15 protein-coding genes are annotated in these 15,739 nt (G+C 73.6%); 7 read left to right on the forward strand and 8 right to left on the reverse strand.

Annotation, left to right across the window (positions count from 1 at the left end):
• Window positions 1-6: 6 nt before the first annotated feature.
• Window positions 7-966 (forward strand): carbohydrate ABC transporter permease, encoded by a 960-nt coding sequence (locus ACFXBC_RS09315; protein WP_385020683.1) that lies wholly within the window; start codon window positions 7-9, stop codon window positions 964-966.
• 12 nt (window positions 967-978) lie between these two features.
• Entirely contained in the window at window positions 979-1,884 is a 906-nt protein-coding gene (locus tag ACFXBC_RS09320) for a carbohydrate ABC transporter permease (RefSeq protein ID WP_385020686.1), read from the forward strand.
• On the opposite strand, the gene ACFXBC_RS09325 is transcribed toward ACFXBC_RS09320, so the two are convergent.
• The 5 genes from ACFXBC_RS09325 to ACFXBC_RS09345 all read right to left on the reverse strand — a co-directional run bounded on the left by ACFXBC_RS09325 (window position 1,877) and on the right by ACFXBC_RS09345 (window position 10,238).
• Window positions 1,877-5,362, reverse strand: a complete 3,486-nt coding sequence (locus ACFXBC_RS09325; RefSeq protein WP_385020689.1) for an SAV_2336 N-terminal domain-related protein — start codon at window positions 5,360-5,362, stop codon at window positions 1,877-1,879. The two genes, ACFXBC_RS09320 and ACFXBC_RS09325, sit on opposite strands and share 8 nt — an antisense overlap.
• Complete coding sequence (locus ACFXBC_RS09330; protein ID WP_385020692.1) at window positions 5,359-6,375, reverse strand: AAA family ATPase; 1,017 nt, start codon at window positions 6,373-6,375, stop codon at window positions 5,359-5,361. Before ACFXBC_RS09330 ends, ACFXBC_RS09325 begins: the two co-directional genes overlap by 4 nt.
• Window positions 6,372-8,513: a trypsin-like peptidase domain-containing protein gene (locus ACFXBC_RS09335; RefSeq protein WP_385020695.1), complete on the reverse strand. Its 2,142-nt coding sequence runs from the start codon at window positions 8,511-8,513 to the stop codon at window positions 6,372-6,374. The genes ACFXBC_RS09330 and ACFXBC_RS09335 overlap by 4 nt, the downstream gene beginning before the upstream one ends.
• Before the next feature lie 2 nt (window positions 8,514-8,515).
• Window positions 8,516-9,028: a CU044_2847 family protein gene (locus ACFXBC_RS09340; protein WP_385020698.1), complete on the reverse strand. Its 513-nt coding sequence runs from the start codon at window positions 9,026-9,028 to the stop codon at window positions 8,516-8,518.
• A 181-nt stretch (window positions 9,029-9,209) separates the two neighbouring features.
• Window positions 9,210-10,238: an aldo/keto reductase gene (locus tag ACFXBC_RS09345; RefSeq protein WP_385020700.1), complete on the reverse strand. Its 1,029-nt coding sequence runs from the start codon at window positions 10,236-10,238 to the stop codon at window positions 9,210-9,212.
• 84 nt (window positions 10,239-10,322) lie between these two features.
• Here ACFXBC_RS09345 and ACFXBC_RS09350 point away from each other — a divergent pair, with 84 nt between their 5' ends.
• Window positions 10,323-10,949 carry a TetR/AcrR family transcriptional regulator gene (locus ACFXBC_RS09350; RefSeq protein ID WP_385020703.1) on the forward strand — a complete coding sequence of 209 codons (627 nt, stop codon included), beginning with the start codon at window positions 10,323-10,325 and terminating at the stop codon, window positions 10,947-10,949.
• Between the two features lie 132 nt (window positions 10,950-11,081).
• On the opposite strand, the gene ACFXBC_RS09355 is transcribed toward ACFXBC_RS09350, so the two are convergent.
• Both ACFXBC_RS09355 and ACFXBC_RS09360 read right to left on the reverse strand, forming a co-directional pair.
• Window positions 11,082-11,864, reverse strand: coding sequence for a hypothetical protein (locus tag ACFXBC_RS09355; protein WP_385020706.1), 783 nt, complete (start codon window positions 11,862-11,864; stop codon window positions 11,082-11,084).
• Between the two features lie 399 nt (window positions 11,865-12,263).
• Window positions 12,264-12,719 (reverse strand): helix-turn-helix transcriptional regulator, encoded by a 456-nt coding sequence (locus tag ACFXBC_RS09360; RefSeq protein ID WP_385020708.1) that lies wholly within the window; start codon window positions 12,717-12,719, stop codon window positions 12,264-12,266.
• Between the two features lie 345 nt (window positions 12,720-13,064).
• Here ACFXBC_RS09360 and ACFXBC_RS09365 point away from each other — a divergent pair, with 345 nt between their 5' ends.
• The 3 genes from ACFXBC_RS09365 (at window position 13,065) to ACFXBC_RS09375 (ending at window position 14,473) form a co-directional block, all read left to right on the forward strand.
• Window positions 13,065-13,337 carry a WhiB family transcriptional regulator gene (locus ACFXBC_RS09365; RefSeq protein WP_385020711.1) on the forward strand — a complete coding sequence of 91 codons (273 nt, stop codon included), beginning with the start codon at window positions 13,065-13,067 and terminating at the stop codon, window positions 13,335-13,337.
• Window positions 13,338-13,427: 90 nt separating this feature from the next.
• Window positions 13,428-14,216 (forward strand): hypothetical protein, encoded by a 789-nt coding sequence (locus ACFXBC_RS09370; protein ID WP_385020714.1) that lies wholly within the window; start codon window positions 13,428-13,430, stop codon window positions 14,214-14,216.
• Window positions 14,213-14,473 carry a hypothetical protein gene (locus ACFXBC_RS09375; protein ID WP_385020717.1) on the forward strand — a complete coding sequence of 87 codons (261 nt, stop codon included), beginning with the start codon at window positions 14,213-14,215 and terminating at the stop codon, window positions 14,471-14,473. Before ACFXBC_RS09370 ends, ACFXBC_RS09375 begins: the two co-directional genes overlap by 4 nt.
• Window positions 14,474-14,661: 188 nt before the next feature.
• On the opposite strand, the gene ACFXBC_RS09380 is transcribed toward ACFXBC_RS09375, so the two are convergent.
• Window positions 14,662-14,925, reverse strand: coding sequence for a hypothetical protein (locus ACFXBC_RS09380; RefSeq protein ID WP_385020720.1), 264 nt, complete (start codon window positions 14,923-14,925; stop codon window positions 14,662-14,664).
• 334 nt (window positions 14,926-15,259) lie between these two features.
• On the opposite strand from ACFXBC_RS09380, the gene ACFXBC_RS09385 reads away from it, so the two are divergent.
• Complete coding sequence (locus ACFXBC_RS09385) at window positions 15,260-15,670, forward strand: hypothetical protein (protein WP_385020723.1); 411 nt, start codon at window positions 15,260-15,262, stop codon at window positions 15,668-15,670.
• The last annotated feature ends 69 nt before the right edge of the window (window positions 15,671-15,739 follow it).

Raw genomic sequence — 15,739 nt, forward strand, 5'->3', positions numbered from 1 at the left:
AGTTCCATGACGACCGTCGCCTCGACGCGGCCGGCCCCGGAGTCCGTACCCGTGCGGACCGCGCCCGACCGGCCGCCCCGCTCCGACCGGCGGGCGGGCCTGCTGCTCAGCACCCCGTTCCTGGTGGTCTATCTGCTGTTCCTGGGCGGCCCGCTGCTGATGGGTGTCGTGCTGAGCTTCTTCAACACGACCACCGTCAAGGACGGCCTCGGGGACTGGGTGGGGGTGTCCAACTACACCCAGGTGCTGAAGGACTCCCTCTTCTGGGACGCCATGTGGCACTCGGTGCTCTTCACCCTGATCACCACCCCGCTGCTGGTGGTGCTGGCGCTGCTCGTCGCCATCCTCGCCTCCCGGGTCCGGCGCGGCCGGCTCTTCTACCGTCTGGCGTTCTTCGCACCGTACGTGGTGCCGTCGTCCGTGGTCGCGCTGATCTTCCTGTGGATGTACACGCCCGAAGTGGGCCTGCTCCCCAAGCTGTTCGGCGCGGTCGGACTGCCGGTACCGGACTTCATCGGCAGCACGTCGGGCGGCTGGACCGCGGTGATCCTGATGACGCTGTGGTGGACGTTCGGCTTCAACTTCGTCCTCTACACGGCCGCGATCCAGGACGTCCCGCCGGATGTGTACGAGGCCGCCGCCATCGACGGGGCGAGCCCCTGGCAGCAGATCCGGCTGATCACCGTGCCGCTGCTGCGGCCGACCACCGGACTGGTGCTGATCCTGCAGATCCTGGCCTCGCTGAAGGTCTTCGACCAGATCTATCTGCTGCTCGCCGGCGGCCCGAACCAGTCGACACGGCCGGTCATCGAGTACATCTACGACACCGGGTTCACCTCCTACCGGGGTGGCTACGGCGCCGCGGCCACCATGGTCTATTTCGTCATCATCGTCGCGATCTCGTCAGCCTGGTACGTGCTGCGCCGCCGGTCCGCGACCCCCGCCGCGCCCCGCGCGGCGGCCTGAGCGGAGGACACCTTGAGCAGCATCACCGGCATCACCCGGACCCGGCCGGCCGGCGAGGGCTCGCCCGCGGAGCCCTCGGCGCCCGCGGCGCCCGCCGTCAACGGCGCGAAACTCTTCAACCGGCTCTGCGCCGTCTGTCTCACCCTGTTCGCGCTGATCTGGCTCGTGCCGTTCGCGTGGGCGCTCATCACCTCGTTCCGCCCGGACGGCTCGATCACCGCGAACCCGACGTCGCCCTTCGCTGGCGGCTGGTCCCTGCACGCGTACTCGTACGCCTGGGACGCCTATCCGATCGGCTCCTGGTACCTCAACAGCCTGGTCATCGGGGTGCTCGCGGTCGTCTTCACGGTCGCTTTCTGCTCGATGGCCGGCTTCGCCCTGGCCTTTCTGCGCTTTCCCGGCCGCAATGTCGTCCTGGCGCTGGTCACGGCGGGGCTGATGCTGCCGACCGAGGCGCTGGTGCTGCCGCAGTTCATCGAGTACCGGTCGCTGCATCTGCTCGGCACCTACTGGGCGCTGGTCCTGCCGTCGGTGGCGGCTCCGGTGTCGGTCTTCATCTTCCAGGCGTTCTTCAAGGGCATCCCGGTGGCGCTGATCGAGGCCGCGCGCATCGACGGGGCGAGCTGGTGGCGGGTCTACCGGACCATCTGCATGCCGATCTGCCGCCCGGCGATCTCGACGGTGTCGATCCTGACCTTCATCAGCTCCTGGAACGCCTTCCTGTGGCCGCTGCTGGTGCTGAACCAGACCAAGTCGCAGACGATCCCGGTGGGTCTGGCGTCCCTGGTCAACAACAGCAATATCCAGTACGCGGAGGTCATGGCGTCGTCGGTGCTCGGGTTCCTGCCGCTGATCGCGGTGTTCCTGGTCTTCCAGCGGCGCATCGTGCAGGGCGTGGCGACGACCGGCATCAAGTAGCGGCGGGGGCTCCGGGGTTCGCGGGGCCATCGGGGCCTTCGGGGTCGGCGGGGCTGCCAGGGTCCGTGGGACTGCCGGGGCCCGTGGGCCCTGCGGCGTCCACGGGGTCCACGGAGCCCAGGACCAGCTCCGCGAGGCGCAGGTACGCGTTCACGGTGGCCGCCCGCAACCGGTCCAGCTCCCAACTTGGCGACTGAAGCGCCGCGTCGAAGGGGATGTGGACCACCTGGGCGGGGTCGATGCCGAGCCGCCCGGCGAACGAACCGGGCAGCCGTCGGCCCGAGGCCCCGCCGATCTCGGCGGCGACCACCACCGCCTCCCGTGCCAGCCGCCCGCGCCCGTCCTCGCGTACCGCTTCGAGGGTCCGCACCGCCGCGTCCAGGAACCAGTCCGCGGTGCCGCAGCACACGATCAGCCGGTCCGTGTGGTCCAGCACCGCACCGGCCGAACGGTCGAGGCGCAGCCGCGACCAGTCGGTCAGCACACAGGAGTAGTGGGGCGCGGTCCTGGCCAGCATCCCGGCGTACTCCTGTGCGTGCGCCGGGTTGTGGCTGAAGTGGCCGCCGCGGTGGGCCAGCACTTCGAGCCCCGAGGGCAGCCGGGTGGTGAGGGCGCGGATCTCCCCGTGCGAGGGGGTGGGGGGCAGCCCGGCCAGATCGCGTACGACGGCCTCGTTGCGCCGGGTGAGGAAGGCGTCGAGCGAGCCCTCGGACGCGGCGCCGTCCAGAGCCAGGACCGGCTCGCCGCGTACGGCGGCGAGCAGCGAGCCGAGGACCATCGTCGTCGTGGCCCGGCCGCTGTAGTGGTAGGCGCCGGCCAGGGTCAGCCGCCTGCTGTACGCCAGGGGTACGCGCAGCCGCTCCAGGCGGGCCAGCGTCTCGCGGCGGGCCGACCCGAAGCGCGGCAGCCGCAGACCGGCGTCGGCGGGGCGGGGACCGCCGCCCTCCGAGTGCAGTTCGAGCGGGGGCCGCTCCGACGGCGCCCGGGTGGTCGCGGGCGGAAGCTGTGGCTCCGCGCCGCCCCGCTGGAGCCGCACCCGGGCGACGTACCGGGAGAGCAGTTCGGCGACCTCGCCCGCCGCGGGCCGCTGCGCCGGGTCCGCGTCGAGGCAGCGCAGCACCAGAGCGCGCAGCTGGTCCCAGGTGCCGCCCTGCCACAGGTGCATGCCCTCCGGCAGGCCCGGCAGTTCGAGGCCCGCCTTGCTGCTGATGAGCTGGAGCAGCTCACCGAGGGAGCGCATGTTGTCCTCGCGGGTCGGGACGGGGCCCGAGCCCAGGTACTCGCCGTCGACCGCACAGTCCGAGAGGTCGCCGAGCACCACGGTGCGGCGCAGCACGAAGACGCTGTCGGCGCTGAGGTCGGCGAGCACGATGCCGTTGACGTGGCAGACGGTGAGGGCGTTCGCCAGGTAGCAGGCGACGAGCAGCCCGCGCAGGATGTCGAAGGGGGCGCTCCCGGCCTGCACCGCCTGGGCGTAGATGTCCCCGAGGCGCGGCGGCTGCGCGGTCGGGGTGTCCGCGTCGGCGATCGGTGTCATCGCCAGCCAGCGCGGCGAGTCCCGGAGCCCGCCGGCCAGCAGCGTGGGGGCGCACTGTCCCTGGAGCCGGCGGAGCACCTCGGCCTCCACGTCGATCAGCCGGCTGTTGGCCGAGGGGAGATCGGGGCGCGGTATCCGCAGTACGGCCTCCTCGCCCCTCGGGTCGACGCCCCGGTAGAGGACGGTGCGGCGCCCGCGGCGACGGCCGCGCAGGACATACCCGCCGAGCTGGTCGGGGTCGCTGTCCGTGAGCGGCTCCCACTGGTCGGTGTCGGGGCCTGCCGGTTCCCGCTCCGGGCCGCCCCTCCGGTCGCCGAACGAGACCCCGAACCGGCTGAGCAGCCGCCGCTCCACGCTGGTGAACGGCTGGTGCGAGCCGGGCAGCCGGTCGGAGCCGTCCGGGTGCGCCAGCCAGGCCGGGAAGTCCGGTGCGTTTCCCGCGAGTTCCCCGAGACGTCTGCCGATCCGGCGGCTGGTGTGCAGGAGTTCGGCCTGCGGTACTGCGTCCAGGAGCACCGACTTGGCCTCGTCGGAGAAGTCGAAGATCCGGTGCTTGGCGGGGAGCGGGCCCGGTACGGGCGCGGGGTGCGGGCGTACCAGACCGCCGAGGAACACCTCGGCGAGGTCGGACGTACCGGCCTTCCAGGGCACCGCCGTCTGCACCAGCCGCATCACCGGCACGGACAGCGGGGAGACCGCGGCGAGATGGGCCGCGAGGCGGTACGCCTCCGGGGTGGCGGCGTCCCGGAAGTGCTGCACGCTGCCGAGGTCGTGTGAGGGGGCCACGGCCCCGTACGGGTCGGGGCGGGTCAGCAACGGCAGCTCGACGGTGGTGCCGGGCGAGGCGAGCAGCCGCGCCCAGTCCCGCAGCGAGTCGGCCGTCGGCTCCAGGACGGGCACCGGCACTCCGTCGAAGTCGGCGAGTCCCCGGGGGAGGACCGGGTCCGCGATCTCCCAGGAGGTGTTGGCGCCGCCGATCCGCCGGGTGGTGGCCATCCACCGCTCGGCGGAGACACCGGACGCCTCCCACATGCCGGGCGGCAGGGTGTGCAGCACCGCGACCGGGCCGCGTGCCGCCCGCCCGGCCAGCAGGTCGTGCATCGTGCCGGTCCGCCAGGCGGGGCCCATGCCGTCGCTGACGACCAGCAGCAGGGTACGGCCCGAAGGGTCGTTGATGCCGCTCAGCGGCAGCTCGGCGCTGTCCGTGTGGAAGGGCCGTGCGTGCAGGCGGGGTTGGTGCGGGGAGCGGGTGTCGAGCCCGAGCACCCGGATGGCGGCGAAGGCACCGAGCCGTTCGAGGAGGGTGCGCAGCTCCGTGCCGAGGCGGTGCCAGAGCAGCATGGAAAGACCGTCGTCGACGAGCAGGACGAGGTTGAGCCAGCGCTCGCGCACCGGCCGCTGCACCACATCGGCCAGCCGGGTCTCGGCGAGCCCGGCGGCGGTGCGCTCCTCGTCGATCTCCGTACGGTGGCGGCTGTCCCGTCTGCGCCGCAACGGCCGCAGGGAACGGCCCAGTTCGAGTTCGTCGGCGAGTGCCTTGTCCTCGGGAACGCGCAGCGGCATGGCCCGGCGGGGCTGCGGTCCCGGCCGGGGCCGCGGCGGTTCGGGGGCCGGTGACTGGCGGGCCGCCGCGTAGAGCGCCGGGGTGGTGAGGTCGGGGAGGTCCGGGTCGTCGGGCTCCGGTGCGGACCTGCGCGGTTCCGCCCCCTCGGGTCCCGGCTCCGGGGGCACCGGGTGATGCGGTGCGGTGGGCTCGTCCCGGTGGAGCGGGGCGTCCTGGCCCGCGGGCAGCCTCCGGGCCAGCCAGAGCACGTCGAGCACCTGGTCCGCGTCCAGGTCGTGGCCGCAGGCGGACAGCACCCGCAGCGCCTCGGCGAGCGGGCCGCCACTGTCCGGGGGCGCGGGGGTGCGGGGGCCGCCCGGGTCGCCCGCCCCGGTCACATCGCCCCGGTGAGCTGATGCAGTACGGCGTCCAGCAGCCCTTCGGCGTCCAGGTCGATACCGCCGGCCCGCAGGAACACGGCGTTGAGCAGCTGGTCGGTGGCGAGTTCGCCGGGGGCCCGGCGGCGCAGGAAGACCTCGATCAGGTCCTCGGCCTCCCGCAGCGCCTCATCGCCGAGGTGCGCGGCGACGATGGCCCGCAGCCGCTCCTCGTCGGGCACCGGCAGATCGAGCCGTACACAGCGGCGCAGGAACGCGGGCGGGAAGTCGCGCTCGCCGTTGCTGGTGATCACGACGACCGGGAACTCGGCGCACTGCACAAGGCCCTGGTGCACCAGGACGGTGCCCCGGTGGTCCAGGTTCTGCACCTCCACATCGGCCATGTCCTCCGGGAGCCGGGTCAGCTCCGCGATGTCGAAGACGCCCTCCTCGAAGACGGTGAGCAGGTCGTTGGGGAGATCGACGTCGCCCTTGTCCATCTCGTCGATGAGCAGGGCGCGCGGGGTGGACGACGGCACCAGGGCGGTGCCGAGCGGGCCGAGCCGGATGAACGTACCGATGGACGGCTCGCGTTCACCGCGGTCCCGGCTCAGCGTCGTCTCACGGAGCCGGCCGATCGCGTCGTACTGGTAGAGCGCGTCCTTCACGGTGGAACGGCTGTTGACCGGCCAGCGCAGCAGCTCGCCCAGGTTCAGTTCGTGCGCGATGGCGCGGGCCAGCGACGACTTGCCGGTGCCCGCGGGGCCGGTGACCAGGAGCGGACGGCGCAGATGCAGCGCCGCGTTGACGACGTCGGCGTGCCTGCGCTCGATCAGATACGGCAGCTCCGGCCGCATCGACCGCACGGGGGTGAACCGGCGCCAGGGCGGGGCGGACGGGAGGGCGACGGCCCGGGGCACCCCGTCGCCGCGGAAGAGCCGCCAGTCGGCATCGGCACCGGTGCCGGTGCCGGTGCCGGTGCCGGCAGCGGTGTCGGCGGCGGCGTTGGCATCGGCATCCGCGTCGGCTGTCATGTGCTCTCCTGTGGTTCGGTCAGATGCAGTCGGGGCACCGTACGGTCGGCGTCGGCCCAGGCGAGGACCGGGCGGCCGGGGAACTCGGGCGGGCTGGCCCTGGCCCTGGCCCGGTAGCCGCGCACCCCGTCGGGCAGCTCCCGGGTGGCGACGTCCGCCATGTGCTCGACGACATGTGACGCTCCGTCCCGGCCGCGGTCCCACACCACCACAGGGATGCCCAGCGCGAGACAGATCTGCACGATGCCGTCGCGGGGGCCGGGTGGTACGTCCACGGAGACGCGCACCGCGTCGAGTTGGTTGACCAGACTGGAGTAGACGGTGTCGCGGTCCATGGACTCCGAGACGACGACGGTCCGCCCCGAGTCGAGCCGGTTCCATCTGCTGCGCCAGTGCGACATGAAACGCCCGTGTCTGCGCAGGAGTTCGGGGCAGTGCACGACCAGCGGGAACTCCACGCCGAGCACGCCCGGCACGATCTCGTCCGGATCCCGTGCCTCCCACTCGTCCACCGGCAGATTGAGACCGGTGCGGTCCACGAGCACCTCGACGAGCGGCGGCCGTTCGTCCCCGGCCGGGGGCGTGAGCGAGTCCAGGACGCGCAGCACCTCGCGCGCCGCCTCCGATGCCGAGTACGACATGACGCTGTCCGTCGACACCTGCCGGGGCCCGGCCCCCTCGTCGCACCAGCTCCGCAGCTGGTGGCGGCCGGGCCCGGCCCGCGTCACCTGCACCAGGACCCGGACGCGCGCCGAGCGGGTCCGCACCGAGCGCTCCCACTCCTGCGCGTCGGCTCGCCGCTCGCCGAGCGCAGCCCGGGTGATGCCGAGCCGTCCGGCCACCCCGTCCGCCCACAGCCGCAGCTCCGCCCGCCTGGGTCCGGTGCCCAGGGCGCCGACGTACTCCATGACCCGCAGCAGCGCCGGGACCCGGCGCTCCCCGCCCGTGGAGTGGCCGTCCCCGGGCAGGACCTCCAGATGGTCGAGGAGCGCGTCCAGCGAGTCCCCGCCGGGCAGCGCCGCCAGATGCGGCAGCGCGGCGCGCACCGCCTCGGGGAACCGTCCGAGCACCGCCTGGTCCATGGACCGCAGCTGCCGGCGGAGTGCGGCGTACTCCCGCGGCGCCAGCAGCCTGGGCGTACGGGAGAGTCCGCCCGCCGCGAGGACCCGGTCGGCGGCCTCCGGGCTGTCCCGGCGCAGGATCCCGGAGAAGGCGGCCAGGGCGCGTGGATGGGTGAGGAGGAAGGCCGCGAACTCCTCGGATGTGGGCGGCGTGACACCGCTGCCGTACGCGGTGCCGCACGCGGTGGCCAGCCGCTGGGCGCGGTCGATCCGCTCGCTCAGCACGGGCAGCAGGTCCTCGATCGCCTCCACAAGGAGCAGGAAGGCGGGGTCGTCGGCGTCGAAGGGCGCGGGGAGCACCGCGTCGAGGACGCCCAGGGGGCGCAGTTCGGCCTCGACGCGCTGCCAGGGGATGGCCCAGCTGCGCCGGACCAGCTGCTGCGGGCTGTACGGGAGCGGGGCCCCGGTGCGGGGGTCCTGGGGCGGCATGAAGTGCGCGACGACGAGTCCGACGACAGCCTGCTCCGCCCGGCACCAGAGGGGTCCACCGCTGTAACCGGCCCCGACCGCCATACCGGTGGGCTCGCCGTCCAGGTAGCCGAGGGAGCGGTGGAGCGAGGCGACGGTGAGGCGGGCGAGGGTGGCGGCCCGGCCGCCGCCGTGCCAGGCCCCCACTTCCTGGCCGACCGCCATGGGGGCCCGGCCCACGGCAGGCAGGTCGCCGGTGGGCCCGTCGACGCGCAGCACCGCCAGGTCGCCGAGCCATGCGTCGTCACCCCTGCGCACCGCGCCGCCGTCCTGGCCGCGCGGCGGGATCCAGTGCGCCACACGGGCGGGGTACCGCTCGGGCAGCCCTGCCTCGCGCACCTCCACGGGGATCTCCCCCGACCCGGGCGACCTGGACTCGAACATGTCCCGGCCCAGCGCGTCGTTGACGACATGGGCGCAGGTCAGCACGGTGTCGGAGCCGAGCACGAAGCCGGCCCCCGCGGCCTTGTCTCCCTCGGCCCGCAGGACGGACACGACATGCAGCGACGGGTCGTCGTCCGCTTCCCCCGCGGCCCGGAACCAGCCCACGCTCACTCCCCGGTGGGGGCGGGAGCGGGAGCGGGAATGGCTGCGGGGGCGGGGGCGGGCGCCGGAGCCGGGGCGGGGGCGGGGGCCGGGGCGGGGGCCGGAGCCGGTTTCCAGCTCGCGGTGACGGTGAGATGGGCCTGCCCGGTGGCGCCGACGATCCCGAACTTGAGGTCCTGGCCCACCTGCACGCCGAAGGTCACGCTCATCTCCGTGGGCGGCTCGGGTGCGGAGGAGACGGCGTGGTGCACCTCTTCCAGCAGCGGGCCGATCGGCTTCAGCACCCCGCGCAGCGCCCCCGCGGCGAAACTGGCGACGGCCCGGCCGCCCGCGCCCACCGGCACCGCCTGCCCCATGCCCTCCGGGAGATCACAGCCGGGGTCGGGGGTCGCGGCTCCCTCCACCGGGGCCAGCAGGAAGCGGACCGGCGTACCGTCGTCGAATTCGAGGTCGGGCGTGGGGTCCGGCGCGGAGTCGGGCGAAGCAGCAGGCGCAGGGTCAGACGTAGGAGAAGACACCCTTGCATTGTGGCAAGTTGGGCGCGGGGCGGTGCCGGGAGCGCGTAACCCGGTTACCGGATCGGTGCATTGGTCCGGGCGTACACCGCGAGGCCGCAGCACCGGCCTCCGGCTGCGGCGACCGCGACGACCGTGACGACCGGGGGTGGGCCACCCTTGGGTGGGCCACCCGGGCCCGATGTCACCCGAGCGCGATGTCGCCCGAGCGCGGCGGTACGGCGTCCAGCTCGGCGAGCGTCGCGGCGTCCAGCACGACCGACCCGGCGGCGGCGTTGGCCTCCAGATGCCCGGCGTCGGCGGTGCCCGGAATGAGCAGGACGTTCGGGGCGTGGTGGAGCAGCCAGGCGAGGCCGATCTGCGAGGGGGTGCGGCCCAGGGCCTCCGCCGCCGCCGCGACCGCGGGCTCGTCGGCCACCTTCGGCATACCGGGGAAGGCGCTGCCGAGCGGGAAGTACGGCACCCAGGCGATGCCCTCGGCGGCGCAGAGGTCGAGCATCTCCTCGTCGTCGCGTGCCACCAGGCTGTAGGCGTTCTGCACACAGGCGATGCCCGCGGGGATGCCCCGGCGCAGGACGTCCATGCTCACACTGCTGAGCCCGATCGCCCCGATCTTGCCCTCGTCGCGCATGGCCACCATGACCGCGAGCTGGTCGTCGAGGTCGACCACCTGATCCCCCTCGGCCCGCAGCCCCGGCCCGGAGTCCGCGCGGCGGAGGTTCACCAGCGGGATCTGCTCGACCCCGAGGCTCACGAGGTTGTCCTCGACGCTCGCCCGCAGCTCATCGGGCCGCTGTGCGAGCCGGAGCGGCAGGGGTCCTCCGGGGTCGGGGGTGGCGCCGACCTTGCTGACGACGAGGACACCGTCCCCGGGGCGGATCGCCTCACGGATGACACCGTTGGCGAATCCGTCGCCGTAGAACTGGGCCGTATCGATGTGGTCGGTGCCCAGCTCGACCGCGCGCCGCAGGATCGCCAGGGCGGCGGCGCGGTCGTCCGCCAGGCGTTCCAGCTGCATCGCCCCGTAGCCGACACGGGAGACCGTGCGCCCGGCGAGGAGACCGGGGCCTCCGGGGCGCGGGGCACCGGTGGCCGTGGTGCCGGTGTGCGTGTCAGTGCCGGTGTACGTATCGGTGTGGGTACCGGCGGAAGGGGCGCCGGAGGCGTCCGCACCGGACGAAGGGGTGCGGGGAGAAGGGTTGCCTGGGGTCATGGAAATCCCGTCCTCGTGCGACGATGGAGAAAGCGGAGGAGTCTCCGTTATGCGACTGTAGCACTACCCGGAGGTCCCTCCGTTTTGACCACGCCCGAACCGCCGCCCGCCGGCTCCCCGGCCGACCGCCTCACCGGCACGGACCGGCCGGCCCGTGCCGACGCGCGGCGCAACCGCGAGAAGCTCCTGACGGCCGCACGGGCCGCCTTCACGGCCGCCGACGACAAGGTCCCGCTCGAAGCCGTCGCCCGTGACGCGGGCGTCGGCATCGGCACGCTCTACCGCCACTTCCCCACCCGCGAGGCACTCGTCGAAGCGGTCTACGCCGCCGAACTCGACCAGGTCACCGCCGAGGCCGACACCCTCCTCACCGGGCACCGGCCCGAGGCCGCGCTCCGCGCCTGGATGGACCGGTACGCGGCGTTCGTCGCGACGAAGCGCGGAATGATCGACACGCTCCGGGCCGGCTGGGCGTCGGGAACCATGGCGATACCGACCACGCGGGAGCGCATCACCGGGGCGATCGCGGGGATCCTCGCCGCAGGGGTACGTACGGGTTCGTTCCGCGCGGACGCCGACCCCGACGACGTCACCGCCCTGCTCCTCGGCGCCTTCCTCTCCACGGCGGCCGACGACAGCCCGGACCGGATCGGCCGCCTGCTCGACCTGATCGTCGACGCACTGCGCCCGCTCGGCCCCGGGCACAGCTGACGGGACACCCTGGCCACACCTGACGGGACGCCCCGGATGCACCAGGTGGCAGGACGGCCCCGGCCCCACCCGACGGGCCGCCCCGGACACACCTGACGGGACGTGAGGCACCGCCCCCGCCGCGGCGCCCGGTCACCCCTCCACGTCGGGGCTGCCCCGACGGCGCGGGCTGGGCAGCCGCGGGATGGTGGGGACCTTGGAGCGGCGGCTCTTGGTGGCGAAGGCCGGGCGGGGCGACGGAGCGGCCGGGACATCCGGGGCCGACGGCCGGAGCCGGGCACCCCGGGGCGCCCGGGGGTCGGGCGGCGACGTCAGCACCGAGCCGAGCGCGGCCGCCACACTCACCTCCACCGGTTCGGCGGGACGCGAGGGCGACAGGTGCGTGTCCGCGCGGTGCGGCTCCGGTCGCGCGCGGCCCGTGGCCGGAGCCGCACGACCGCCGGGTTCCGGTTCGTCGCGGCGGCCCGCAGCGCGGTCACCGTACGGATCCCGGTACGGGTCGGCCGAACCCGGACCCCCTGAGCGCGGCCGGAGTTGGGCGGGCTCCACACGGTCGTACCGCTCCTTGCGGCGGAACGGGATGACGGCCGCCTGCCCGGGGACACGGTCACCGGGCTCGTCCCCGTCCTCCCCCGCCCGCCCGGCGAGCTGGTGGTACTGGGCCGCCGCATCACGCCAGCCCCGGCCGTAGGCGGCGAACTCACGCCGCTCCAGCTCCTCGCGTACCAACACCACGAGGTCGTCCGCCGCATGACTCTCCAGCAGCGCGCCGACAGCGGCCAGCAGTTGTGCGAGATCACCGGGGGGCGGCGGCCCCGTGTCCTCCCCCGCGTCCGGCTCGGCCGTCCGCCGCTGGCATGGCGCACCCGCGGATGAGCCGTTCGCCTGCCGGGAGCCCTCCTCGCCCTCGACCATGCGTGGCTCTTCCTGACGTCCCCTTCGTTACCGCCCCCAAGTCCGGGGGCCGACGCCCCGCCCCCTTCCGGCGACCGCCACGCTCACCCCCCGTACATCCTCCCGGTGATCACCGGCAACTCTCCAGGGAACGGACCGGAAACAGTTTAGCCCTCCCTGTCCCGCGCCCCCCGTTCCCGAGGCAAAGAAGCGGAGGCCGGGCCGCCGGGGTGGGCCGGGCCGGTCGGACCGCCCGGGGCGGGCCAGTCCACGTAAATCCACATGAAGTCGGTTGAGTTCAAGCCGGTCCAGGTCAGGCCGGTTCAGGTCAGGCCGGGCCGGTTCGGGTCAAGACGGCTCAGGTCAGGCCGGGCCGGTTCGGGTCAAGACGGCTCAGGTCAGGCCGGGCCGGTTCGGGGCTCAGCCTCTTCGGGCCCGGCGGGCCGGAAGGTCCCGCTCCACCTGTTCGCCGGGCAGGAACTGACCCGCCACCCGCAGGAACATCTCGCGCTGCTCGGGCGGAACACCCAGAGCGGCGGCGGCCTCCTCCAGCGTGAGCCGCCCGGCACCCCCGGCGGCGGCCCGCTCCAAATCGTCGCCCACCGGCGGCAGCGGCAGCTCATCCTCGGTGAGGCGCCCGGACCGGATCAGCATCTCCCGCACAGGGATGTCCAGAGCGTGCGCGAGACGGCGCATCGTCTCCAGGTCGGGCATGCTCTGCCGCTGCAACAGCCGCGTGATGGCGGCCCGGTGCACACCCGCCTCGTCGGCGAGGCGTGATTTGCCGCCGCCGCGCGGGCTGTCGATGTCGTATCCACGCCGACGGATCACATCCTCGATCCAGGCCGTGAACTGGTCGAGTTCATTGGCGGTCACGGGCCCTCGCCTCCCTCCGAAGCGAGCCCCACGTTACCGCGCTTGCGCGCACGGAATTATGAGCTTTTGCGTGCGCAATGTGTGGGTCCTGTCGAGATGGAGCCGTTCCCGAGCCGCCTTCCTACGCGCAGCGATCTCGACAACACCCTCCGTGGACAACTGGAGGCGACCCTTCCAGATTTATTTGTTGCGCGCCCGCACGCAATCTGCGAATCTGCGGCAACACCGGTTCCCTCCCGGCGCACCCGGCGCACCCGCACCTCCGTACCTACTCACCTCCGTACCTCGGTACCCACTCACCTCCGTACCTCCACCCCGTCCCCCGCTCGCGCACCAGGAGCACCCATGGATACGTCCCTGCTCGCCCTCCCCTCCGACACCTGGACCAGCTCGGCAGCCTGTCTGGGGCTGCCCCCGGACACGGTGTTCGCCCGGCGCCCGGCCGAGGCGGCGCCCGCCCTGATGGCCTGTGCGCGGTGCCCAGTTGCCCAGCAGTGCGAGGACACGGTGGCACCGGCGTCGAGCTTTTTCGACGGGGTCTGCGCGGGACGCCTCTGGCGCAACGGCCGGACCGTCGCCCTGGTCCGCCGTCCACGGCAACGCGTTGCCGCCGCCTGAACCGGCACGCACCAGCACCGAATCACCGCAGCACCACACCTCACAGTCGGCACCGCGCGATACCGGCACACGGAGCAGAAAGGCACCGCCATGAGCGAGAAGAAGGTTTCCGGAGCCGCCGCGCCGCACGGCGCCCGCCTCCGGCCCCCGACCGGGCCACCCCACGGCGACGGGGCGGACGATGCCCGGGACGCCGCCCTCTGGGCCGCCCTGCTGATCCGCCAGTTCCCCGATCTGCTGGACGAGTTGGTGCCGTCGGCAGGCAGCCGCCCGCGCTCCGTACGGCACACTCCCGGACCGGCCGAACGCGCCGCTCGGGCGGCCACCGCCGCCGCCGACCGGGCCGACGCCCTGCGCAACGAGCAGCAGCACGGACTCGCCGTCCCCGGCCACTCCGCGGCCCCGGTACGGCTGCACATCTCGGACACCCTGCGGGACATCACCGACGGTGTGGTCGAGCTCGAAGAGGCGCTGTTCGACCGGCTCCGCCTGGGCCGCCCCCGCCGTGCCCCCGTACCCGAGCGACTCATCCGGGTCGCCGCACTGCTCGACCGCACCGCGGCCGACCCCACCCTGGCCCGGCACACGCGCGACGAGCTGCGCCGGATGGCGCGCCGCTGCTCCAGGGCGCTGGGCGAGACCGAGACGATGGCCCGGCTCGCCGGGCGCTGCCCGTGGTGCGACTCCGTCTCGCTGCGCGCCTTCCCGGACCGGGAAGCCGTGCTCTGCGTGAACCCGGGCTGCCGCTGCGACGACGCCACGTGCGACTGCGCCACCGACCCGGCCTTCCGCCACCTCTGGGAGCGGGACGCCTGGGCAGCCGTCGAGGCGTCCCGCACCCAGAGCTCCGCCACCCCGGCGGGGGGCGAGGTCCGATGAGCCCGCGCCCGTACGGCACTCTCACCGACGTGACCCTGGTGACCAGCGCGCTGGCGGCCCAGGAAGCCGGGGTGGTGCCCGCGACCATCAGGAAGTGGGTGCAGCTCGGCCATCTGCGGCCGTCGGGCCGACAGGGCCGGAACCATCTCTTCCGCCTGGAGCACGTGTTCGCCGCGGAACGCACCGCCCGGCGCGCCCCCACCCGCCGCACGGCTGACAGCAGCACTGGCAACAGCCGCCGCAGCACCGACAACTGACCGACCCAGCCCCCCACCTGACACCGCACATGACACCGCCCCCGGTTCCGCAAAGGGAACCGGGGGCGTTCGCGTGCCCCGGCGCACCAACGGCCGGACGCAGCAGACAGAGCAGACACAGCACGCACGGCCGATCAGCAGCAGGCACAGCACGTATGGCCGATCAGCAGCAGGCCCGCGCGGCGCCGTCAGACAGGAGCCTCGAACGGGCGGCGGGGCCGGGGCCGAGGCCGTACCAGGGCGGGTCTCGTCGCCATCGCCTCCTGCCAGCCACTGGAGAAGCCGCGGAGTTCGGCGTCTCCGGCGATCCGGGCTCCGACCTCCCCCACGACCGCGGCCAGGGTCCGGCCCACCTCTCCGGTGTACCGGCCGGCCTGCGCCGATTCCACGGCGACCGCGACGGCGGCGGCCGTCACGTCGGCCAGCCGCTCCTTCGGTCCCCCGGTCACCACGACTGCTCTCCGCTGTTCCTCGTCACGGCCCCACCGTCCTTGCACAGGTGGCGATTCACACCACGTCCGGCCTGATCGAATCCACGTTCGAATTGCCGCCCAGGGTAACGCAGCACCCACCCGGACGCCCGGCATATGACGGCCCGAAACGGCCTACCCGCCCCACCCAGCCAAAGTTGGTTGCGCGCACGCAACCTATCGATCACTATGGCTGCAGCGGCGGAGCTGTGCCCCTTCCCTCCCAGGTGGCCCGGTTCCGCCGCTCCCCTGTCCGGCGTGCGTACGGGCCGTACGTACGGACGTCCACCCCGCCCCGTACAAAGGAGTGACCCCCATGCCCTCATCCGCGCCGGGCACGTTCCCGGACGTACAGGCCATCGTCCGGGATCTGCTGAAGACCCGTCCGGAGCTGGCGGACGCGTACGTCGACGACGCACCACCGGCCGGTTTCAACGGGACCCAGCCGGCCGTGCTGATCTCCCGGATGGGCGGGGCCTGGGTCGACGACCTGCATGTGGACCGGCCGCTGATCCAGCTGGAGGTCTACGGGCCGCAGAAGTCGGCGGCCCACACGCTGGCCAACGCGGCCCGCGCCACCCTGCTGGCCGCGGCCGGCACCGTCTTCGGTACGTCGTTCGTCAGCGACGTGACCGAGGAGGACGGGCCGCGCTGGCTGCCCGACTACGTCTACGCGGGCGCCAACCGCTACGTCTGCATCCTCCGCCTCACCGTCCGCACGGACTGACACCGCACCACCTCTCCTCCTCCCTCCCCCTTGAACCGGGCCCCGCCGAACCGACCGGCGGGGCCTTCG

This window comes from Streptomyces sp. NPDC059398 (assembly GCF_042751845.1).
Taxonomy (GTDB): Bacteria; Actinomycetota; Actinomycetes; order Streptomycetales; family Streptomycetaceae; genus Streptomyces.

Bases quoted from the DNA above. Each gene is read 5' to 3' on its own strand.
- ACFXBC_RS09375 (WP_385020717.1), top strand. From the start codon at position 14,213: ATGAGCCCGCGCCCGTACGGCACTCTCACCGACGTGACCCTGGTGACC.
- ACFXBC_RS09345 (WP_385020700.1), bottom strand. From the start codon at position 10,238: ATGACCCCAGGCAACCCTTCTCCCCGCACCCCTTCGTCCGGTGCGGAC.
- ACFXBC_RS09315 (WP_385020683.1), top strand. From the start codon at position 7: ATGACGACCGTCGCCTCGACGCGGCCGGCCCCGGAGTCCGTACCCGTG.
- ACFXBC_RS09370 (WP_385020714.1), top strand. From the start codon at position 13,428: ATGAGCGAGAAGAAGGTTTCCGGAGCCGCCGCGCCGCACGGCGCCCGC.
- ACFXBC_RS09365 (WP_385020711.1), top strand. From the start codon at position 13,065: ATGGATACGTCCCTGCTCGCCCTCCCCTCCGACACCTGGACCAGCTCG.
- ACFXBC_RS09355 (WP_385020706.1), bottom strand. From the start codon at position 11,864: ATGGTCGAGGGCGAGGAGGGCTCCCGGCAGGCGAACGGCTCATCCGCG.
- ACFXBC_RS09385 (WP_385020723.1), top strand. From the start codon at position 15,260: ATGCCCTCATCCGCGCCGGGCACGTTCCCGGACGTACAGGCCATCGTC.
- ACFXBC_RS09330 (WP_385020692.1), bottom strand. From the start codon at position 6,375: ATGACAGCCGACGCGGATGCCGATGCCAACGCCGCCGCCGACACCGCT.